At 68.7% G+C, this 19,248-nt stretch carries 17 protein-coding genes; 8 read left to right on the top strand and 9 right to left on the bottom strand.

The window, feature by feature from the left end:
- Window position 1: 1 nt before the first annotated feature.
- Together ABFG95_RS02795 and ABFG95_RS02790 are read left to right on the top strand one after the other, a co-directional pair.
- Window positions 2–325 carry a hypothetical protein gene (locus ABFG95_RS02795; protein WP_100503563.1) on the top strand — a complete coding sequence of 108 codons (324 nt, stop codon included), beginning with the start codon at window positions 2–4 and terminating at the stop codon, window positions 323–325.
- A gap of 204 nt (window positions 326–529) precedes the next feature.
- Window positions 530–1,144 (top strand): ATP-binding cassette domain-containing protein, encoded by a 615-nt coding sequence (locus ABFG95_RS02790; protein WP_278992590.1) that lies wholly within the window; start codon window positions 530–532, stop codon window positions 1,142–1,144.
- 14 nt (window positions 1,145–1,158) lie between these two features.
- On the opposite strand, the gene ABFG95_RS02785 is transcribed toward ABFG95_RS02790, so the two are convergent.
- Window positions 1,159–1,920: an SDR family oxidoreductase gene (locus ABFG95_RS02785; RefSeq protein WP_278992591.1), complete on the bottom strand. Its 762-nt coding sequence runs from the start codon at window positions 1,918–1,920 to the stop codon at window positions 1,159–1,161.
- 260 nt (window positions 1,921–2,180) lie between these two features.
- On the opposite strand from ABFG95_RS02785, the gene ABFG95_RS02780 reads away from it, so the two are divergent.
- On the top strand, window positions 2,181–2,912 hold the full coding sequence (locus ABFG95_RS02780) for an SDR family NAD(P)-dependent oxidoreductase (RefSeq protein WP_054415786.1): 732 nt from the start codon (window positions 2,181–2,183) through the stop codon (window positions 2,910–2,912).
- A 188-nt stretch (window positions 2,913–3,100) separates the two neighbouring features.
- On the opposite strand, the gene ABFG95_RS02775 is transcribed toward ABFG95_RS02780, so the two are convergent.
- Window positions 3,101–5,011: a tetratricopeptide repeat protein gene (locus ABFG95_RS02775; protein WP_348995432.1), complete on the bottom strand. Its 1,911-nt coding sequence runs from the start codon at window positions 5,009–5,011 to the stop codon at window positions 3,101–3,103.
- Between the two features lie 261 nt (window positions 5,012–5,272).
- On the opposite strand from ABFG95_RS02775, the gene ABFG95_RS02770 reads away from it, so the two are divergent.
- Window positions 5,273–8,707 (top strand): autotransporter domain-containing protein, encoded by a 3,435-nt coding sequence (locus ABFG95_RS02770; RefSeq protein WP_348995431.1) that lies wholly within the window; start codon window positions 5,273–5,275, stop codon window positions 8,705–8,707.
- Window positions 8,708–8,789: 82 nt separating this feature from the next.
- Here ABFG95_RS02770 and ABFG95_RS02765 read toward each other — a convergent pair whose 3' ends face one another.
- The 5 genes from ABFG95_RS02765 to ABFG95_RS02745 form a co-directional block, all read right to left on the bottom strand.
- Window positions 8,790–9,176, bottom strand: coding sequence for an Hsp20/alpha crystallin family protein (locus ABFG95_RS02765; protein ID WP_054415784.1), 387 nt, complete (start codon window positions 9,174–9,176; stop codon window positions 8,790–8,792).
- Window positions 9,177–9,210: 34 nt separating this feature from the next.
- Window positions 9,211–9,654 (bottom strand): Hsp20/alpha crystallin family protein, encoded by a 444-nt coding sequence (locus ABFG95_RS02760; protein ID WP_054415783.1) that lies wholly within the window; start codon window positions 9,652–9,654, stop codon window positions 9,211–9,213.
- 275 nt (window positions 9,655–9,929) lie between these two features.
- On the bottom strand, window positions 9,930–11,552 hold the full coding sequence (groL, locus tag ABFG95_RS02755) for a chaperonin GroEL (protein WP_348995430.1): 1,623 nt from the start codon (window positions 11,550–11,552) through the stop codon (window positions 9,930–9,932).
- Between the two features lie 31 nt (window positions 11,553–11,583).
- Window positions 11,584–11,901 (bottom strand): co-chaperone GroES, encoded by a 318-nt coding sequence (locus tag ABFG95_RS02750; RefSeq protein ID WP_049073231.1) that lies wholly within the window; start codon window positions 11,899–11,901, stop codon window positions 11,584–11,586.
- Window positions 11,902–12,059: 158 nt separating this feature from the next.
- A complete protein-coding gene (locus ABFG95_RS02745) occupies window positions 12,060–12,680 on the bottom strand; it encodes a diguanylate cyclase (RefSeq protein ID WP_175144443.1) in 621 nt (206 codons plus the stop codon).
- A 240-nt stretch (window positions 12,681–12,920) separates the two neighbouring features.
- On the opposite strand from ABFG95_RS02745, the gene ABFG95_RS02740 reads away from it, so the two are divergent.
- The 4 genes from ABFG95_RS02740 (at window position 12,921) to ABFG95_RS02725 (ending at window position 16,002) form a co-directional block, all read left to right on the top strand.
- On the top strand, window positions 12,921–13,517 hold the full coding sequence (locus ABFG95_RS02740; RefSeq protein WP_049073233.1) for an NAD(P)H-dependent oxidoreductase: 597 nt from the start codon (window positions 12,921–12,923) through the stop codon (window positions 13,515–13,517).
- A gap of 19 nt (window positions 13,518–13,536) precedes the next feature.
- Window positions 13,537–14,136, top strand: coding sequence for a TetR/AcrR family transcriptional regulator (locus ABFG95_RS02735; protein ID WP_049073234.1), 600 nt, complete (start codon window positions 13,537–13,539; stop codon window positions 14,134–14,136).
- A 78-nt stretch (window positions 14,137–14,214) separates the two neighbouring features.
- Window positions 14,215–14,607, top strand: a complete 393-nt coding sequence (locus ABFG95_RS02730; RefSeq protein ID WP_348995429.1) for a hypothetical protein — start codon at window positions 14,215–14,217, stop codon at window positions 14,605–14,607.
- Between the two features lie 189 nt (window positions 14,608–14,796).
- Window positions 14,797–16,002: a hypothetical protein gene (locus ABFG95_RS02725; protein WP_348995428.1), complete on the top strand. Its 1,206-nt coding sequence runs from the start codon at window positions 14,797–14,799 to the stop codon at window positions 16,000–16,002.
- Between the two features lie 466 nt (window positions 16,003–16,468).
- On the opposite strand, the gene ABFG95_RS02720 is transcribed toward ABFG95_RS02725, so the two are convergent.
- The gene (locus ABFG95_RS02720) at window positions 16,469–18,265 is read right to left on the bottom strand and encodes a flagellin (protein ID WP_348995427.1); all 1,797 of its coding nucleotides are present in this window, start codon (window positions 18,263–18,265) and stop codon (window positions 16,469–16,471) included.
- Window positions 18,266–18,370: 105 nt separating this feature from the next.
- Entirely contained in the window at window positions 18,371–19,246 is an 876-nt protein-coding gene (locus tag ABFG95_RS02715) for a LysR substrate-binding domain-containing protein (RefSeq protein ID WP_336726620.1), read from the bottom strand.
- Window positions 19,247–19,248 lie beyond the last annotated feature (2 nt).

Genomic DNA, 19,248 nt, shown 5'->3' with positions numbered 1-19,248 from the left:
GATGCGCGCGCTGATCCTGGCGCTGGCCGCGCTGGCCGTATCGTTCGCGACCACGGCTCATTCGGCGAACACTCCCTGTTCCGGCAAGAAGGGCGGCGTGGAACGCTGTGCCGGGGAGAAGTTTCTTTGCCGTGATGGTTCGATCAGCGCATCGAAGCGTGTCTGCACGGGGCCGGACGGCGGCGCCCAATCCCTGGTGTCGCCGCCACCCGCGGCCGGTTCGAGCGGCACGTGCCACTGCCGCGACGGCCAATACTGTACGGGCCCGCGCGGCGGAACCTTCTGCTATTCGGACAGCGGGAAAAAGTCGTACCTGAGGAAGTGACGCGCTGCCGTCACGCGGCCTCGCGCTTCAGGCGCTTCCAGACCTTCGCCATCGAGGCCAGGCGGGGGCGGGCAGCGGTGGCCGCGCCGTCGCGCATGGCCGGGGCCTGGCGTGTCGTCGCGTGGTCGGGGGCGGCCCGGCGGCTTGGGCGGCAGGCACCGCGCGGTCCTGGCGGGGCGGCACGTTCCTGCGTACACTGGCGCCATGCTGCGCATTGACCATCTCACCAAACGCTACGGCGACCATCTCGTCTTCCAGGGGCTGACGCACACCTTCGGCCCCGGCTGCGTGGCGCTGTGCGAAGAGGACAGCACCGGTAAATCCAGCCTGCTCGCCATCATCGCGGGCGTGATCGCGCCGGATGGCGGCGAGGTCTGGGTCGAGGGCCATTCGCTGGGCGGGTCGCCCCAACTGGCCAAGTCCCGCCTCGCCTACGTGCCCGACAACTGCCTGGCGTCGCCGCAGCAGACCGGGCGCGGCTTGCTCCAGCAGGTCGCGGCGGAGAAGGGCGTGGCGGTGGATGACGCGGTGCTCGACCTGGTCGCGCGGCTGGGGCTGGAACCGCACCTGGACAAGCGCTTCGAGCAGATGTCCACGGGCACTCGCCGCAAGGTCTACCTGACCGCGGCCGCCCTGGGCGATCCGGCCGTGGTCATCGCCGACGGCCCCAGCAACGGGCTCGATACGCCGGCGCGGCGTGAACTGGCCGAGCTGTTCATGGCCTGGGGCCGGGACCGCGTGGTGCTGTTCGCCAGCCACGATCCCGAACTGGTGCAGGCCTGCGGGGCGACCGTCATGGAGGTGGCCGCGCTACGCTAGCGCGGCGCCGCCGGCTACTTGCCTCCGGTGACGTCGACGAATGTCCCGGTGACGTACGAGGCCTCGGCGCCGGCCAGCCACAGGATGGCGCGCGCCACTTCTTCGGGCTGGCCGCCGCGGCCCATGGGCACGGTGTCCTTGACGCGGTCCACCCGCCCCGGTTCGCCGCCGCTGGCGTGCATCTCGGTATAGATGTGGCCGGGACGCACGCAGTTCACGCGGATGCCTTCGCGCGCCACTTCCTTGGAAAAGCCGATCGTGAAACTCTCCAGCGCGCCCTTCGAGGCGGCGTAGTCCACGTATTCATTGGGGCTGCCGAGCCGCGCCGCGCCCGATGACACGTTGATAATGGCGCCGCCCCGGCCGTTGTGACGCTGGGACATGCGCCGGGCCGCCTGCTGCGCGCACAGCATGGGGCCGATGGCGTTGACGGCGAAGACCCGTTGCATCCGTTCGAACGTCAGGTCCTCCACGCGCGATTGCCGCGCGATGATCGCGGCGTTGTTCACCAGCACGTCCAGACGGCCGAATGCCTGGTCGATGGCGGCGAACAGATGGGTGACCTGTTGCGGGTCCGCGCTGTCGGCGCGCACGGCCAGGGCGCGGCGCCCCAGGGCCTGGACGTCGGCGACCACCGCCCGCGCCGCCGCCTCGTTCGAGGCATAGCTGATCGCCACGTCGTAGCCCTGCGCGGCGGCCAGCCGCGCGGTGGCGGCGCCGACGCCGCGGCTGCCGCCGGTGATCAGGATGACGGGGGCTTGGGATTCGGTGGCCATGAAAAGGGGCTCCTGCTGCGAAGTTCGGGATGGGGGACCTCGGGCGCGCCTGCGCCGCGCCGGTCACTATACTTCGCGCGAATCCGCGCATCCAAGGCTGCCACACGCGACCGGCGCTGGAATTCCCGGATGCGCCGGCGGGTCAAGGCGTCATCGGGCGCGCGATGCCGATACACTGCAGTCGCCTGCGCATGGCGCGGTGTCGATGGCGGCTGCGCAGGGTTCGCCCGGCCCGCGTCCGGTTTTCAAGGAGTGGATTCATGGCACGCATCTTCATCACCGGTTCGGTCGATGGCCTGGGGCTGGCTGCCGCGCGCGCGCTGCTGGCGGACGGCCACATGGTGGTCGTGCACGGCCGCAACCGCGAGCGCCTGGGCGCCGCGCGGGAATTGTTGTCGCAAGGGGCGCTGGCCGTGGTGGGCGACCTGGCCGACCTGGCGCAGACGCGGGAGCTGGCGGACCAGCTCAATGCGCTGGGTCGGATGGACGCGGTCATCCACAATGCCGGCGTCTTCACCGGCCCGGCCATCCTGCCAGTCAATGTCATCGCGCCGTATGTGCTGACCGCCTTGATGGCGCGGCCGCGACGGCTGGTGTACCTGAGCAGCGAAATGCACTACGACGGCAGGCCGGACCTGGACGGCATGGCCTGGGATGGCGGCCGCGAAAGCGGCTCGTATTCGGACAGCAAGCTGTTCGTGACGGCGTTGATGGCGGCCGTGGCGCGCCGCTGGCCGGATGTGATCAGCCATGCGGTCGATCCCGGCTGGGTGCCCACCAAGATGGGCGGGCCCAACGCGCCGGACGATCTCAGCCTGGGGCACGTCACGCAAGCCTGGCTGGCGACGACCGATGATGCCGACGCGCTGCGCAGCGGCGGCTACTGGCATCACCAGGCGCGGCGCGAACCGCATCCGGCCACGCATGACGAGGCCTTCCAGGCGCGTCTGCTGCAAACCCTGCAAGGCGCCACGGGAATCGGGCTGCCCTGACGCGGTCCGGCGCCTGCGTGACGGCATTGCGGCGGCCGCGGCGCCGCGCGCTGGAGCCGACGCAGTCGCGGTTCGCGGGCGACGCGCGTGGCATTTCCGGCCGCTCCACGTTCGGCGCCAAAGTGCGCGGCTTTGCCGTGGAGCGGGTCGTCAGGTTTTGGAGCGGCCCGCGAGGAAGGGGCGGAACGTCATGCGTCGGCGGAACGGGCCGCCTGCAAGGCGCGCAGCGCGACAGCCACCTCTTCCAACACCGGCCGCCATGCATCCGGGGCCGGTTGGCGGAACAGGCGCAGCGACGGATACCAGGGACTGTCGCGGCGTTCGCGCAGCCAGCGCCAGTCGGACGCGAAGGGCAATAGCGCCCAGGCCGGGCAGCCCAGCGCGCCCGCCAGATGAACCGGCGATGAGTCCACCGACACCAGCACATCCAGCAGGGTCAGGATGGCCGCGGTGTCGTCAAAGTCCTGGATATCCTGGCCCAACGGCACCAGGTTCAGGCCCGGCGGGGGCGAGGCCGCCTGGGCGGACGCCTCGCCGACCTGCAGGCCGATGAAAGTGATGCCGGGCTGTGCCAGCGGCGCCAGATCGGCCAGCGCCAGGGAACGCTGCGCGTCGCGCGGATGGGTCGGCCGGCCCGCCCAGGCCAGCCCGACCAGGGGGCGCGGCAGGCCCGCCAGCCGCGCGCGCCAGCGGGCCACGCGGGCCGGGTCGGCGCGCAGGTAGGCGGTGCGCACGGGCAGGTCGTCAAGCCGCAGGCCCAGCGCCAGCGGCAGGCTCATCAGCTCGCAGTGCAGATCGAACGGCGGCGGCGGCGAACCGGCGACGATGACTTCATCAATCCCGTCGCCGCGCCGCGCCAGTGCGTGGCATGGCGACTTGACCTCCAGGACGATGCGCGCGCCGCTGCGCGCGCGGGCCAGCGCCACCAATTGCAGGAACTGGAAGGTATCGCCGTAGCCTTGCTCGTCATGCAGCAGCAGCGTCTGGCCGGGGATGGGCCGGCCATCCCAGCGCGGCTTTTGCACGTGGCGGGCCAGCGCCGCCGTGTGCGCCAGGTGATAGCGGTAGCGGTACTCGCGCCAGCCGGCATCGAAATCGCCCTCCGTCAGCAGCACCTCGGCCAGCTCGAAGCGCGACCCCGTGTCGCCCGGCTCCGCGCGCAGCACGTGCTCCAGGGCGGCGCGCGCTTCCCGCAGCTTTCCTTGCGGGCGCAGGGCCTGGACCAGCAGGCGCAATAGCGCGACATGACGCCCCGCCTGCGCCAGCGCGTCGCGCAGCAACGTTTCGGCTTCGGCGTAGCGGCCCTCGCGGAGCAGCGCCTCGGCCTCGCCCAGCGCATGTTCATCGGGCGGCGCGGCCGGCGCAGGGGCGCCGCCGGGAATTGCCTGGCCCTGGCCTGGCCGTGGCCGCGCGCGCTCCAGCGCGGCCAGATTCAGGTGCGCCTGCGGCAGCAGCGGATCAATCTCGATGGCGCGCCGGATGGCGGCCAGGGCGGCCTCGTGCCGGCCCTCGTCGCCCAACGCCACCGCCATGTTGCTCAAGGCCTGCGCGTAGTCCGGGTCCAATTCCAGGGCGCGGCGGTAATGCGCCAGCGCCTGCGGGTTGTCGCCCAGGCGCTTGCAGGTGTTGCCCAGGTTGTTGTGGGCCTGCGGGCTGTCGGGCAGCAACGCGGCCACGCGCTGCAGGCAATCGAGGCTGGCGGCCAGCTGGCCTGCCTCCTGCAGGATGATGCCCAGGTTGTTCCAGCCCTCGGCCAGCCCCGGGTCGGCGGCCACCGCGCGCCGGGCGGCCGCCTCGGCTTCGTCGAGCCGTCCCTGCTGGCGGCACACTTCCGCCAGATTGCTGCAATAGACGGCCGGCGCCGCGGGCGGCTGGCAGGCTGCGCGCAGATGCGCCAGCGCCAGCGCTGGATGGCCGTACGCATGCGCGATCAGGCCGAGCAAATGCCGCGCGTCAGGCTGGTCCGGCACCGCGTCCAGCACCCGCAGGCAAAGGTCTTCGGCTTGCGCGGCCTGACCGGCGTTCCAGTGCGTGTGGGCCAGGGCGATGGCCTCGCGGACGGTCAACGGCGGGGCGGCGCGGTCGGCGGTCGGGCCCAAGAAGGTCGCTCCTTGTAAATCGGCATTGGCGGCAAAAGTGCGATTATCTTCGCGGTGGGCAGGAATTGACCAGTGATTGCGCCTTTTCTTTTCGCTTCAGCCGCCCCGGCGCGGGCTATATTGTGCGCAAATATTTCGCCCATCGGCCAAAAAAAGTCGGCTCGTCCTGTCGTGGGTGCGCCGCGCTGATCGCATGCGTTCGTGCCAACTTCACGGTGGGCCAGGATGACGCAGGCCGTCGCAAAAACAAGGGATCCCGCTTTGAACCACATCTACCGTCTGGTATGGAACCGCCGTCTGCGCGTCTGGCAAGCGGCGTCGGAACTGGCATCGCAAGCGCGCGCGGGCGGGATCTCGCCCGGCCCCGTCCTGCCTTGTCTGCCGCGCCGTCATGCGCTCGGCGCCGCGCTGGCGCTGGCACTGGCCGGGACCGGCGGGGCGGCCCAGGCGGACTGTATCCGCGCCGGCCTTCTCGTCCAATGCGCCTCGCCAGCCAATCCTGTCACGCCGTCCTACGCGGATGCGACCAATAACCTGCAGGTCACCGTGACTGGCACGGGGTCGTTGGGCGTCATACCGCCCGGCGGCGGCACTGCGCTCAGCCTGACCGGCAGCAACGTGACCGTGTCGAACGATGGCAGGATCGACCCCAACCCGCTTGGCGTGAATTCGGCCGGGTCGACCGGCGTGTTCGTCGGCAACAGTTCGGCCGGCGTCACACGGGTGACCAATGGGGTGACGGGGACGATTGTCGGCGTCACCCCCGGCGTCGGCGGCGGCTCCAGCCTGCCGTCGCTCCTGGGCATGGCCCTGGCCGTGCAGAACGGCAGCGGCGGGACGAGCTACCTCACCAACGCTGGCATGATAAGCAGCAGAGATGTGGACGGCACCGTCACCGCGGCGGCGGACAAGGCCGTCATTGCCGCTTACGGCGGCGCGAGGGTGGAATTCGTCAACGACCGTACCGGCACCATCGTCGGCCGCGTCGCGTTCGAAGCCGCCGGCATTCCCGGCGAGGGGCACAGTTTCACCAATGCCGGGACCATCGTCGGCGGCGTGTCGCTGGGCCAGGGCGGTAACAACACCTTCACCGCCGTCTCGGGTTCCGTCGTGTTTCGCGGTTCGGGATCCTCGTCAGCCGACCTGCCTGTGGCCGGTCAGCCCGGGCTTGCCTTCGCGCCCGCCGGCACGATCGATGGCGGCGTGGGCGGGGGCAACACGCTGGTGCTGCAGAACGCGCTGCCATCCGCCGGCACCGGCAGCGGCACGGGAGGGGCGGTCACCGCCATCTCCGGGCTGACCTACGTCAACTTCCAGAACCTGCGTATCAACAGCGGTTCCTGGATATTGCAGGATTCGCCCCTGGTCTCCGGCGGCAGCGTGACGCTCAACGGCGGCCTGGCGACGCTGCAGCACGGCGCCATGCTAGGACTCGGCCCGATCAACGCGAATGGGGGCGCGATTGCCGCCGCCGGCGCGCCGGGGACGTTGAGAATGGCCAACGACTTCGTGCTCGGTCCTGGCGGGCTCACGGTAACAGGCGCCAACGGCATGACGCTGTCCGGCACGCTGTCCGGCGCGGGGGGGCTGAGCCTGACCGGCAGCGGCACGGTCATCCTCACCGGCGCCGGCAACCATGCCGGCGGCACTTTCGTGCAAGCCGGCACCCTGCAGATAGGCAACGGCGCCAACTCGGGCAGCCTGGCCGGCGATGCGGACATCGCGGCGGGCGCGGCGCTGGTCTTCAATCGCGGCGACACGATCCGCTTCGACGGGATACTGCGCGGCGCCGGACAGGTGCGCCAGGCCGGCGCCGGCACCCTGGTGCTGGCTGGCGAGAACGCCTTCGCGGGCACCACGGTGGTCGACGCGGGCACGCTGCAAGTGGGCGATGGCGGCAATCGCGGCTCGTTGAGCGGCAATATCGTCAACAACGCCAACCTGCGGTTCGATCGCGCCGACGATGCCGTCTACGCGGGCGCGATTTCCGGCGCGGGCGCAACGACGAAGCTGGGCGCCGGGACGCTGGCGCTGACCGGCGACAGCAGCGCCTACACGGGCGCGACACAGGTGGCGGCCGGCACGTTGCAGGTGGACGGCAAGCTCGGCGGCCAGGTGCTTGCCGCGAGCGGGTCGACGCTGTCCGGCTCCGGAACGCTGGGCGGGGTGACCATCGCATCCGGCGCCACCCTGGCCCCGGGCAGCGCCAACCTTCCCACGGGCCGCATGAACGTGCAGGGAGACCTGACCTTCCAACCGGGATCCGTCTACCGCGTCGCCACCACGCCGGATGGCTTGGCCAGCAGCGTGCGGGTGGCCGGCAGCGCCAACCTGGCGGGATCCGTGCTGCATATCGGCCAGAACGGCAACTATGCGCCTGCCACGGTCTATTCCATCCTGACGGCGGACAACGGGGTGCAGGGCCGTTTCGATAGCGTGTCGAGCAACCTGGCGTTCCTGACGCCTTCTCTGGCCTACGACAGCCAGCGCGTCGATCTGGTGGTGAGCCTCAAGCAGGTTCCGTCCGATGGCGGCGGCTCGCGCCCGATCCAGTTTGTCGATGCCGCGGCCAGCGCTAACCAGCGCGCGGTGGCGCGGGCCCTGCAGAGCCTGGCGCCCGATAGCGCGCTATACCGGCACGTGTTGAACCTGCCGGATGGCATGCCCGCGCGGGCGTTCAACGCGCTCTCCGGCGAAGCCCATGCGAGCGCAATGTCGATCCTGCAGGGCGCCACCGGCGCCATGGCGCAGATGCCGCTGTCGCGGCTGCGCGGCAACCTGGGCGCGGGCTGGGCGCCGGGCGCGCCGACGGCGCAGCTGGGCAGGGGCGATGCCGCGTCGCTGCCGCAATCGAATGCGCAACCGCTCTGGACCCAGGTGTTCGGCAATTGGAGCACCCTGGGCGGCGACGGCAACGCCGCCCGTACCACGCAGACTGACTCGGGCGTGATCCTCGGCGGCGACGTGGCGGTCGGCGCGCAATGGCGCCTGGGCGGCGCCCTGGGCTACACCAACAGCCGCAGCCGCACCAGCGACCGGGCCTCCAGCGCCGACGTCGACAGCTACAGCGTCACGCTGTATGGCGGCCGGGCCTTCGAGGCCGGCGCGGGCCGGATCAATCTCAGCCTGGGGGCCGCCTATACGTGGCACGACGTCGACACCCGGCGCAGCACCGCCGCCGCCGGTCTCGATCAGACGCTCAAGGCCGGCTACGGCGCCAGCACCGGCCAGGTGTTCGGCGAACTCGGCTATGCCATGCCGCTGAACGACCGCATCACGCTGGAGCCTTTCGTCGGCGCCAACTTCAGCGACCTGCGCACGCGCGGCTTTTCCGAATCCGGCGGCGACGCGGCGTTGCGCGGCGAGAGCGGCCGCAGCCGCATCACGACCACCACGCTGGGCCTGCACGCGCGCAGCGATTTCGAGAGCGCCGGCGCGCGCGGCGCGGTGCGGGGCACGCTGGGATGGCGCCACGCCTTCGGCGACCGCAATCCGCTCAGCACGATGTCCTTCGTGCAGGGCGGGGACGCGTTTTCGGTGACGGGCGCCCCTGTGGCGCGCGACGCCGCGGTGGTCGAGCTTGGCGTGGGCATCGACGTCAGCAAGCGCACCACGGTGAGCGCGCTGTACGGCGGGCAGTTCGGCGATGGCAACCGGCAGAACACCGGGTCGCTGGAAGTGAGATATCGCTTCTGAATCCACGGCGGCAGGGTGGGGGCCGGCCGCGGAAACGCATCAGGACGCCGTGCCACGGCGGCCCCGCGGCGCGGCGCATCGTTTACGCCACCGTCACCGGAATCTGGCGCGGCTGCGCTTCGCGCACACGCGGCACGCGCAGCGTCAGGACCCCTTGCTTGAGGTTGGCGCTGATCGCCTCCTTGTCGAATTCCGGTCCCAGGCGGAACGAGCGGCGGAACAGCGGCTCGCGCAGTTCGCTGTGGATCAGGCGCAGTTCCCGCGGCACCGGCACGGCGGCTTCGCCTTCGATGACCAGCACGTCGGCCTCGACCTTGATGTTCAGGCGCTCCTTGGTGACGCCCGGCAGGTCGGCCAGCACCGTGACGCCGGCGGTGTCCTCGAAAATGTCCACGGCGGGCAGGGTGGCGGGACGCCGCTGCGCGGCGCGGCCTTCTTGTTCGACAACGAGTTCGTTACGCGTATTCATGATGGTATCTCCTGAACAATGCGACGGGCGGGCGTTACTGCACCGGGATGAGGCGCGGCTTGGAGGACTCCTTCTTCTTGATGGAGACCAGCAGGCAGCCATCGACATAGCGCGCCTGCACGTTGTCGGCGTCGACGTCGGCCGGCAGTTCGATGGCGCGCGTGAATGAACCGTCGGCGCGTTCACGCGCGTAATAGCGCGCGTTCTCGGGCAGCGCCTGCGTCTCGCGCGTGCCGCTGATCGTCAGCAGGCCCTTCTCGATGGACACTTTCAGGGTGTCCGGGTCGATGCCGGGAATGAATGCCACCACGACTGCGGCATCATCCGACACGCCGATATTGACCGGCGGAAAATGTCCGCGCGGCAGGGCGCGCAAGTTGGCGGGCAGGCCCGCGCCGCGCAGGATGCGGTCCATCTGTTCCTGGACCGCGTCGAAGAAGGATTCGACACCGGTATCGGTGAATGGGTAGTTCGCCATGATTACCTCCCAAGATGGTTGGACAGGATCGGGGCCGCTTCATGCGTCGCAATCGCCAGCCGCTCGACCGCTTCAAGAGAGATATAAGTGCGGTCCGCGCGGATTCAAGATCCCGCGTTTTTGATTCGTGAAATCGGTTGGCGCGAATGCATAGACGCCATTGAAGAGCGGTCCGCGAGGACGCGGCGGCGGTGGTCCGGTCGCGCGCCGCGACGCAAAAAAAAGGCACCGCGCCCGTGGCGCGATGCCTTCACGCTGCCCCGGTCCGAGCCGGATCAGAAGTCCATGGCTTCGGCCGGCGCCGCCTGCGGCTTGGCCTCTTCGGCGGCCTGCGCGACGGTGGCGTCCGTCGTCAGGATCAGGCCGGCGATCGACGCCGCGTTCTGCAGCGCGGTGCGGGTGACCTTGGTCGGGTCGACCACGCCGATCTCCACCAGATCGCCGTACTCGCCGGTGGCCGCGTTATAGCCAAAATTGCCCTTGGCGTCCGCCACCTTGGCCACCACCACCGACGGTTCTTCGCCAGCGTTGGCCACGATGGCGCGCAGCGGCGCTTCCAGCGCGCGCCGCACGATGCGGATGCCGGCGTCCTGGTCGGCGTTGGCGCCCTTCAGATCCTGGATGGAGGCGCGGGCGCGCAGCAGCGCCACGCCGCCGCCGGGCACGATGCCTTCCTCGACCGCGGCGCGGGTCGCGTGCAGCGCATCGTCGACGCGGTCTTTCTTCTCCTTCATCTCGACTTCGGTCGCCGCGCCAACCTTGATCACCGCCACGCCGCCGGCCAGCTTGGCCACGCGTTCCTGTAGCTTCTCGCGGTCGTAGTCGCTGGTGGCGTCCTCGATCTGCTTGCGCAGCGTCTTGACGCGCGCATCGATGGCCTCCTGCTTGCCGGCGCCGTCGATGATGATGGTGTCTTCCTTGCGCACCTCGATGCGCTTGGCGCTGCCCAGATCTTCCAGCGTGGCCTTGTCGAGCTGCTTGCCGGTCTCTTCGGAGATGACGGTGGCGCCCGTGAGGATGGCGATGTCCTCCAGCATGGCCTTGCGGCGGTCGCCGAAGCCCGGCGCCTTGACCGCGGTGACCTTGAGCACGCCGCGCATGGCGTTGACCACCAGCGTGGCAAGCGCCTCGCCTTCGACATCCTCGGCCACGATCAGCAGCGGCTTGCCGGCCTTGGCGGCGCTTTCCAGCACGGGCAGCAGCTCACGCACGTTGGAGATCTTCTTGTCGTACAGCAGCACCAGCGGGTCGTCGAGCTGCGCCACCTGCTTCTCGGGATCGGTGATGAAGTAGGGGCTCAGGTAGCCGCGATCAAACTGCATGCCCTCGACGATATCGAGCTCGTTGTCCAGCGACTTGCCGTCCTCGACGGTGATCACGCCTTCGCGCCCGACCTTGTCCATCGCGTCGGCGATGATCTTGCCGATGGCTTCATCCGCGTTGGCCGACAGCGCCGCCACCTGCGCCGTTTCCTTGCTGGTGGAGATCGGCTTGGACAGCTTGCGCAGCGCCTCGACCACGCCCGATACGGCCTGGTCGATGCCGCGCTTCAGGTCCATCGGATTCATGCCGGAGGCCACGTACTTCATGCCTTCCTGCACGATGGCCTGCGCCAGCACGGTGGCGGTGGTGGTGCCGTCGCCGGCCACGTCGGCCGTCTTCGAGGCCACCTGCTTGACGATCTGCGCGCCCATGTTCTCGAACTTGTCCTTCAGTTCGATTTCCTTGGCGACCGAGACGCCGTCCTTGGTGATGACGGGCGCGCCGAAGCTGCGTTCGAGCAGCACGTTGCGGCCCTTGGGGCCGAGCGTCACCTTGACGGCGTCGGCCAGGATGTTGACGCCCTTGACCACGCGGGTGCGGGCGTTATCGTGGAATTTGACGTCTTTGGCACTCATGTCTTGCTCCTCAGTTCGCGATGGCCGGGCCTCAGGCGGCCTTCTTCAGTTGCTTGTCCCGCGGCGCGAGCACGGCGAAGACGTCGTCCTCGCGCATGACCAGCAGTTCTTCGCCGTCGACCTTCACGGTCTGGCCGGCGTACTTGCCGAAAAGGACGTGGTCGCCCACCTTGAGTTCGGGCTCGCGCAGGGAGCCGTCGGCGTTGCGCTTGCCTTGCCCGACGGCCAGGACTTCGCCTTGCTCGGGCTTTTCGGCGGCCGCATCGGGGATGACGATCCCGGACGCCGTCTGGCGCTGTTGTTCGATTCGCTTGACGACAATCCGGTCGTAGAGGGGACGGATCTTCATGACTCTATCTCCTGAAGTCTTGATCATCAAAAAGTGAACGTCGGCGCGTCGTCACGGCATTGCGCCGTCATGCGCCGGGCATCCGCGATCGGGATGCGCAAAAAATCTATGGGCGCGCCAAAGGCGCTTCAAGAGTCAAAAATGCATCAAAATGAAACTTAAAGAATCAAAAATCCATTCCCCTGGCCGAGCCGGTAGAGCACCTTGCGGCGCAGTTCGCGGCCGTCCGGTTGCAGCGGAACCGGGCAGGGCAGGGGGCGTCCGCCATCGGCATCCAGCGTGCTGTCGTCGCCGTCCAGCTGGCGCCACAGTCCCCCCTTGCGCGGCCTGAACAGCCAGCGCACGTAGCCCTTGCGCGCCGCCAGCGCGATCAGGTCCCGCTGGTCCGGGGCTTCCACCACGACCGGGTCGTCCGCGGACGGCAGGTCGGAATAATCGGCAAAGGCGCGGTGGCCGGCCACGGCTTCCGCGACCGGCGCGTTCAGGCGCCACCAGGGTGGGCGCGCCACGCGCTCGACGTCCCAGGCGCCGAGCGCCCATCCGGCGTCGATGATCGCGCGGTCGAGCACGGCAAAATCGTGCCAGCGCAGGTTGAGCTGCACCGCCGAACCGGCGACTGAGCGCAGCCGGCGGCCGGGCTCGCCATCACGGTGAAAGCCGTGCCAGTGCAGGGTGAGGATGAGAGGAGTGTCGGCTTTGCGGATGGCGCTGGCCGTCACGGCGTACAGCGGGCGTTGCAGCGCGCGGGTGTGCGCAGCGATCGTCTCGATGATATCCATGCGTGTGACTCCCACGTCGGGCCTGCGGGGCAGGCCGCGGTAACGATTTCGCTGCAGCAAATTTATCGCTTCGGGCGCCCATGCTCAAGATCGCGGCGGGCATGGTCGGCGGACATGTCCGCGGCCGCCATCGCGACCGCCATCGCGACCGCCATCGCGACCGCGGCCAAAGAAATTTTCATAACCTACTAAAAGTAGGCTACGATTGGTATATAGAAACTCTGATACGGAATGCCCCGCATGCACGCCCTTATTGTTGTCGCACATCCCGATCCGGCATCCCTGACCCACGCCGTCGCCGCCCGGCTCGCGCAGGGCATTGCCGCCTCCGGTACGGAACACACTTTCGAGATCGCGGATCTGGCCGCGCAGGGGTTCGATCCGAGATTCACACAGGCCGACGTGGCCCTGCACCTGAAGCAGGCGGCGCCGCCGCCGGACGTCCTCGCCGAGCATGCGCGGCTTGACCGCGCGGATGCGTTGGCGCTGGTCTACCCGGTTTACTGGTGGTCATTTCCCGGCTTGTTGAAGGGCTGGATCGACCGCGTGTTCACCAACGGCTGGGCCTATGACGCCAGCGCGGACGGCAAGCTGGTCAAGAAATTGCAGCGCCTGCCCGTGCACCTGGTTGCCATCGGCGGCGCCGATATGCGAACCTACGACAAGCATGGCTATTTCGGCGCCATGAAAACGCAGATCGACCACGGCATCTTTGGCTACTGCGGCGCGCGCGTCGCGACCTCGGAATTGCTGCTTCCCTCGGATACCGGCTCTCCGGCGTCCCATCTCGACGCGGCGCACGCTATCGGCCAGCGGATCTTTGCCGTGCCGTCCTGATCGATACCCGAGAATACAGATGTCCGCCGCTCCCGCCCCGCCGCCACGCCGCCGCCTGTCGAAAGACGAGCGCTCGCGCCAGTTGTTGGAAGTCTCCTGGAAACTGGTCAGCGAGGAAGGCTCCGACGCCTTGACCCTCGGGCGCCTGGCCGAAGAGGCCGGGATTTCCAAGCCGGTGGTCTACGACCACTTCGGCACGCGCAATGGCCTGCTGGCCGCCTTGTACCAGGACTTCGATGCGCGCCAGACGGCGATCATCGACGACGCCATCGCCGCCAGCAAGCCGACCCTGAAGGACAAGGCCGGCGTCATCGCCGCGAGATACGTCGCGTGCGTATCGGCGCAAGGGCGCGAGATTGCCGGGGTGCTCGCGGCGCTGGACGGCTCGCCGGAGCTGGCCGCCGTGAAAAGGCAGTACCAATATGCCTTCATCGAAAAATGCCGGCGCCTCTTCGCGCCCTTCGCCGGGCCGCAAGGCATCGCCACGGCCAGCCTGTGGGCCATGCTGGGCGCGGCTGACGCGCTCTCGAATGCGGCCGTCGCCGGTGAAATCCCCGAGGCGCAGGCGCGCGACGAACTCTTCCGGACCATCCTGGATATGGTCAAGCGAAACAAGTGACGCCCGGCGCGGCCGGCGCACCGTGCCCGGCCGATGCCCCGTCCGCACACGACCGGCCTGCCCGGGAAAGGAGTTTTCATGGATGTCGCACTCGGCGCAAGAATGGGCGGGCCGGAGGCCGGCCTGCGGTTCCTGCCCGCCGTCGTCGCGTACCGGCCCAGACTGAAGGCGGCATTGGCGCCGGTCGTGGTGCCGGGCGCCGCCACGCTGGATATCGAACTCTTCGTGGGAGGCAGCATCAGCGACTACGCCGAGTCGGGGTTCAGCGCCGTGGCGAAGTACTCGGGCAAGAAAGCGGCCCTTGCGGTTGTCATCCAGGTTCCGCGTCACGAGGCGATGGCGGTGAACGAGGCGGACGCGAATGCAGCGGTGGCGGGCTGGGTGGCCCGCGGGCTGGAATCGATGAAACGGTCCGCCAGCGCCGGCGCGCTGGATCTGGCCGGGGTGCTGGCGGCGCTGAAGAGCGCGTAAGCGCCGGCCCGGCGGCCGCGCTTCAATCGCCGGCTTGGTGGCGCGCGCTCGCGTGTTGCGTCCGTCGGTCGCAATCGGAAGGCACAGAGATGGCTCGGGTATATTTGGCCTACCCCAATTTCCGGCTGCGCCCACTCCATGCCATCGTCCACCTTTCGTCCTCATATTCCTTCCCTCGGGGCCCTGGCGATGGCCCTCCTGTCGCTGCCGGGTGCGCAGGCGGATGCCGCCCAGCGCACCGTCTACAAGGGCACGCTGCAAGGCGCCGGCGAGGTGGTGCTGGAACTGGATGACGCGGCTGGCGCCGACGGGGTCGTAAGCGGACGCTATTTCTATCCCAGGAGCGGCGTCGACATTCCCCTGCGCGGCACGGGCGAAGTCCTGTACGAGCCCAAACCGAATCCGGCACGGCCGCCCGCCTCGGACACGGCCACGATCGATGCCGCCGATCGCGCCGCCAGCTGGCAAGGCACGCGCGATGAGAAGGGCTATCGCGGCCAGTGGACCGACGCGCGCACCGGCAAGCAACGCCGCTTCGACCTGCAGCGGGTGGCCGGCTACGACACTGCCCAACTCGAACGCGACCGCGCCAAGGCGCGGGCCACGCAGGTCGACCTGGGCGACATCGACCTCAAGGCGGGCATGGATGCCACCCGCGCGCCCTACGAAACGCTGAAGCTGGCTGGCCACGCCAAGCCGGTGGGCAAGGAAGCCGGCTCGGCCGCGGTGGCCTACCGCATGTGGGTGGATCCGCGCACCAGGTTCGCCTTTCCACGGCTCAGCCGTCACCCCGATCCGCAGGTCATGCGGCGCGTCAATGACCTGCTGGAGCAGCGCCACTGGCGCAAGAGCCTGGGCGCGCTGGAATGCATGGCGTCCGCCTATACCAGCACGAATCCCGGCGCGGGCACCCTGGGCGGCTTCGATGATGAAAACATCAACGTCACCTGGCTGTCGCGCGCGCTGCTGACCGTGACCGAAGCAGGCAGCCTGGATTGCGGCGGGGCACATCCCGCCAATCATTTCGAGCCATACACCTTCGACTTGCTGCGCGGCGAATACCTCGATTGGAACCGCGTGTTCGACGCCTACGCGCCGGGCCAGCGCAGTTTCGGCCGCGAGCCCAGCGCCGCGCTGCGGGGGCTGGTGGAGCAGGTGGTCAAGGCCGGCCCGCCCGAGGACCGCGCCGAGCAGCATCCCAACCTGGAAGATTGCGCCGACCTCTGGCCGCAATACCTGGCCCTGGGCGCCACCGCGCCGGGGGCATTGAGCCTGTCGGTGTCCGGCGTGGGACACGCCTCGGGCGCCTGCCTGGGCACCCACGGCAGCGTGCCGTTCAAGGCACTGCGGCCCTACCTCAAGCCGGGGGGGCAGGCGTATCTGGTAACTGACTGAGCGGGCGCGGCGCCGCTGCGGTGGCGCGGCTTGCAGGCATATGCCATTCTGCTTCTCGCTGCCGTGCCGTGTTGTCCGGTGATGGTCCTGCCTGTCTTTTTGCGCGGGCTGGGACTCAAACTGATAAAAGGCGTGTCATTGTTGACGGTCTAATGTTCGGCGCACAGGATGAGTCCTTGCCGTTCTGGATGTGGCTGCCAGGCCTCAGGATATGAGCATGCCCGGCTATAAGCTGCACTCTGTGAAAGGGGAGCCCTCGGCCAGCCCTGCCTGCATCAGCTATTTGCAAAGCGGCACCGATGTGCCGGTGCGGCAACGGACTACGCGCCGGTGGAGACGTTGTTGACGCAGCGCGATGCCACTGGCCAGGGCACCAAGTAGATAGCTTTGGCCACGGTCATGGAGAATATGATCGACGTATCCACGGGCGCTCACAATATAGCCTCGGATCTGCCCCAATGACGCCTCAATCCTCCTTCAGCAACGCCAACACGTTCTGCGCCAACTGGTTGGCCTGCGTCAAGGCGACCTTGCTGGCTTGCTGCAGGATCTGCTGGCGCGTCAGGTTGGAGGTTTCGACGGCGTAGTCCGCGTCCTCGATGCGGCTGCGGGCCTGGCTGAGGATATCGGCGGTGTGATTGAGGTTGGTGATGACCGAGCCCAGGCGGTGCTGCATCGCGCCCAGCTCGCCGCGCAGGCTGTCGACCTGGCCCAGGGCTTGGGTCACCCGCTTCATGGGCACGACCTTGAGGTTCACGGTCGGCGGCGCGTCTTTCGGCTTGAAGGACACCTCGCCGGTGGACGAAATGCTGATGTCGTAGAAATTGCCATCGCTGCCGCTGATGACGTATTCGCCGTTGGCGTTGCCGGTGGCGTCCTTCAGGTAGTGCACCTTGCTGTCCTGGTCGAACAGGGGCCGGCCATCGTCGGCGGCGGGCACCGGCGCGAGGCTCCGGAGAAAATCGAACAGTCGGATGGGCGTGTCTTTCTTGACGGCGTCGGCGCTGGGCGCGGGGACGCCGGGCGCGGGTGTCGGCCCGGGCGCAGGGGCAGGGGCAGGGGCAGGGGCAGGTGCGGGCGCGGGGGGCGGCACGACCGGCGGAGCGGTCGGAACCGGAACCGGGTCGCCGATTAGCGTGATCGTGCTGCTGCCTAGCGCCGTCGATTCCGCGGCGCTCAGGGTTGTTCTGTCCAGGAGCGGCAGGCCAGCGATGTCGATTTCTGTGACGCCCGTCGCGGGCGCGGGCAAGGCGGCAAGGCGGTACTCCGTGGGGGGAATAGTAAATGAAGTCTGAATGACGTATTGCGTCGTGCCGTTGAACGGGTAGCTAAAGAGGAAGGCGTCGAATATCGTGAGGACGGTGGCGCCATTCCTGATGCTCAGGACGGAAGGGGGGGTGGGAGGCGGCGCTACTGCGGGAGGCGGTGCCACAGGGGGAGGCGGCGCAACCGCCGGTGGCGGGATGATCGGCGCGGGCTTGGACTGGGTGTCAATCACCGTCCTGTCGACGGCGCTGCCCAGACGCGGATCATGCACCACGTCGATATGATCCAGGTTCAGGGTTTTCGTGTTGACGAGCCGGGTGCTGAGTGTGAGTGTGTCGCCATCGTGGGCGCCAATCTGGATGGACAGATTGGCGTCCTGGGCCAGCACGTCGAGGCTGTTGAAGCGGGTCTGGTGCGAAATCCGCTCGATTTCGCCGAGATGCTGGTCGATCTCGGCCTGGATGGATTCCAGGTCGCCGATCGAGTTGGTGGAATTCTGCGCCTGCACGGCGAGTTCGCGGATGCGTTGCAGGCTGTGGCCCATCTCGCCCAGCGCGCCTTCGATGGTCTGCGCCAGCGAGATGCCGTCGTTGGCGTTGCGCGCCGCCTGGTGCTGGCCGCGGATCTGCGCGGTGAAGTGGCTTGCGATGGCTTCGCCGGCGGCGTCGTCCGCCGCGTGATTGATGCGCTGGCCGGATGACAGCCGCTCGATGGCCACGCCTTGCGCGGCCTCCGATTTGCCCAGGTTGGTGCGAGCCCGCAGCGACAGGGACTGGCTTCTGATCGAGGGCATGTTGTTCTCCAATGCAATATTGCGGCAGGGCCCTGCCGCGATCGCAATCGGCCTGATGTGCTGCTTGCCGCGGACGGGATGGTAGGCGTCGATTCGAACCGCCGTGGACGGCGTTGCGCGCGGCGGCTCGATGCGGCGACCGGTGTAGGGTCGATACGGGCAAGCAGCCCCTGCGCAATGCCCCGGGTCGGGCCGGGCGTGCACGGGTTCGTCTGTCCGATCCGGAATGGATCATTCAAAAAATGTTAAGCCGAGGATCCGTTCCGCGTCTTGCCGCGCAGGCAAATGCAGGATCGATCCGATATCGGCTCAGGACGCGCCGGACTGCGCTTCCCCCGCCAGCCAGCGCTTGAGGTCGTCCACGATCGGTCCGGCATCGGTCCGGGCGTACAGACTGAACCGGCCGCCGGTTTCCCGGAAGCCGAGCGGCGCGGCCAGCCGGCCCGCGCGGATGTCGGCCTGCACGAGTTCTCGCGGCGCAATGCCGATGCCCAGGCCCGCTGCCGCGGCTTCGAGCATGTGGCCCAGTTGATCGAACCGCCGCCCGGCTTGCCGCGGGTCCAGCATCGCGCCGCAAGCGTGCGCCCAGTGATCCCAGGCGGCGGGGCGCGAGGCCGTGTGCAGCAGCGGCGCGCCCAGCACATCGGCGGGTTCGCGGATGCGTCGGGCCAGTTCGGGCGTGCAGACCGGCCCGATGGCTTCCTGGAACAGTGGCAGCGCCTCAATGGTGGGCGACTGGTGCGCGTCGGCCACGATCAGAACATCGACGACGCGCCGCTCCAGCAGGGCAATGTCCGTGGCAGTCTGCAACCGAACCTGGATGGCGGGGTGATCGCGCTCGAAATGTTCCAGCCTGGGGATGATCCAGTTCGACAGCAGGCTGGCGGGCGCGCCCACCACCACATGGGGCGATGCCGCGCGGCCCTGCAGTTCGGCCAGCCGCTGTTCGAGCATGTCGAATGCCGGGTGGCACGCGCGTTGCAGATCCTGTCCGGCGGCGGTGAGGCGCACGCCTTCCGAATGGCGCTCGAACAGCTTGCAGCCCAGCCAGGTCTCAAGCTGCCGGATCTGCTGGCTGACCGCGCTATGCGACACGCCCAATTCCTGCGCGGCCAGCGACAGGTTCAGGTGCCGGGCGGCGCTGTCGAAAAAGCGCAGCGAGTTCATCGGGGGCAGGTTACGCATGC

This window comes from Achromobacter sp. HNDS-1, assembly GCF_040084795.1.
Lineage (GTDB): Bacteria > Pseudomonadota > Gammaproteobacteria > Burkholderiales > Burkholderiaceae_B > Achromobacter > Achromobacter ruhlandii.
Note: the sequence above shows the minus strand (reverse complement) of the source record. Positions and strands in the feature narration are given on the sequence as shown.

Bases quoted from the DNA above. Each gene is read 5' to 3' on its own strand.
- ABFG95_RS02790 (WP_278992590.1), top strand. From the start codon at position 530: ATGCTGCGCATTGACCATCTCACCAAACGCTACGGCGACCATCTCGTC.
- ABFG95_RS02715 (WP_336726620.1), bottom strand. From the start codon at position 19,246: ATGCGTAACCTGCCCCCGATGAACTCGCTGCGCTTTTTCGACAGCGCC.
- groL (WP_348995430.1), bottom strand. From the start codon at position 11,552: ATGAGTGCCAAAGACGTCAAATTCCACGATAACGCCCGCACCCGCGTG.
- ABFG95_RS02780 (WP_054415786.1), top strand. From the start codon at position 2,181: ATGGCACGCATCTTCATCACCGGTTCGGTCGATGGCCTGGGGCTGGCT.
- ABFG95_RS02730 (WP_348995429.1), top strand. From the start codon at position 14,215: ATGGATGTCGCACTCGGCGCAAGAATGGGCGGGCCGGAGGCCGGCCTG.
- ABFG95_RS02740 (WP_049073233.1), top strand. From the start codon at position 12,921: ATGCACGCCCTTATTGTTGTCGCACATCCCGATCCGGCATCCCTGACC.
- ABFG95_RS02785 (WP_278992591.1), bottom strand. From the start codon at position 1,920: ATGGCCACCGAATCCCAAGCCCCCGTCATCCTGATCACCGGCGGCAGC.
- ABFG95_RS02765 (WP_054415784.1), bottom strand. From the start codon at position 9,176: ATGAATACGCGTAACGAACTCGTTGTCGAACAAGAAGGCCGCGCCGCG.
- ABFG95_RS02745 (WP_175144443.1), bottom strand. From the start codon at position 12,680: ATGGATATCATCGAGACGATCGCTGCGCACACCCGCGCGCTGCAACGC.
- ABFG95_RS02750 (WP_049073231.1), bottom strand. From the start codon at position 11,901: ATGAAGATCCGTCCCCTCTACGACCGGATTGTCGTCAAGCGAATCGAA.
- ABFG95_RS02735 (WP_049073234.1), top strand. From the start codon at position 13,537: ATGTCCGCCGCTCCCGCCCCGCCGCCACGCCGCCGCCTGTCGAAAGAC.
- ABFG95_RS02725 (WP_348995428.1), top strand. From the start codon at position 14,797: ATGGCCCTCCTGTCGCTGCCGGGTGCGCAGGCGGATGCCGCCCAGCGC.
- ABFG95_RS02795 (WP_100503563.1), top strand. From the start codon at position 2: ATGCGCGCGCTGATCCTGGCGCTGGCCGCGCTGGCCGTATCGTTCGCG.
- ABFG95_RS02760 (WP_054415783.1), bottom strand. From the start codon at position 9,654: ATGGCGAACTACCCATTCACCGATACCGGTGTCGAATCCTTCTTCGAC.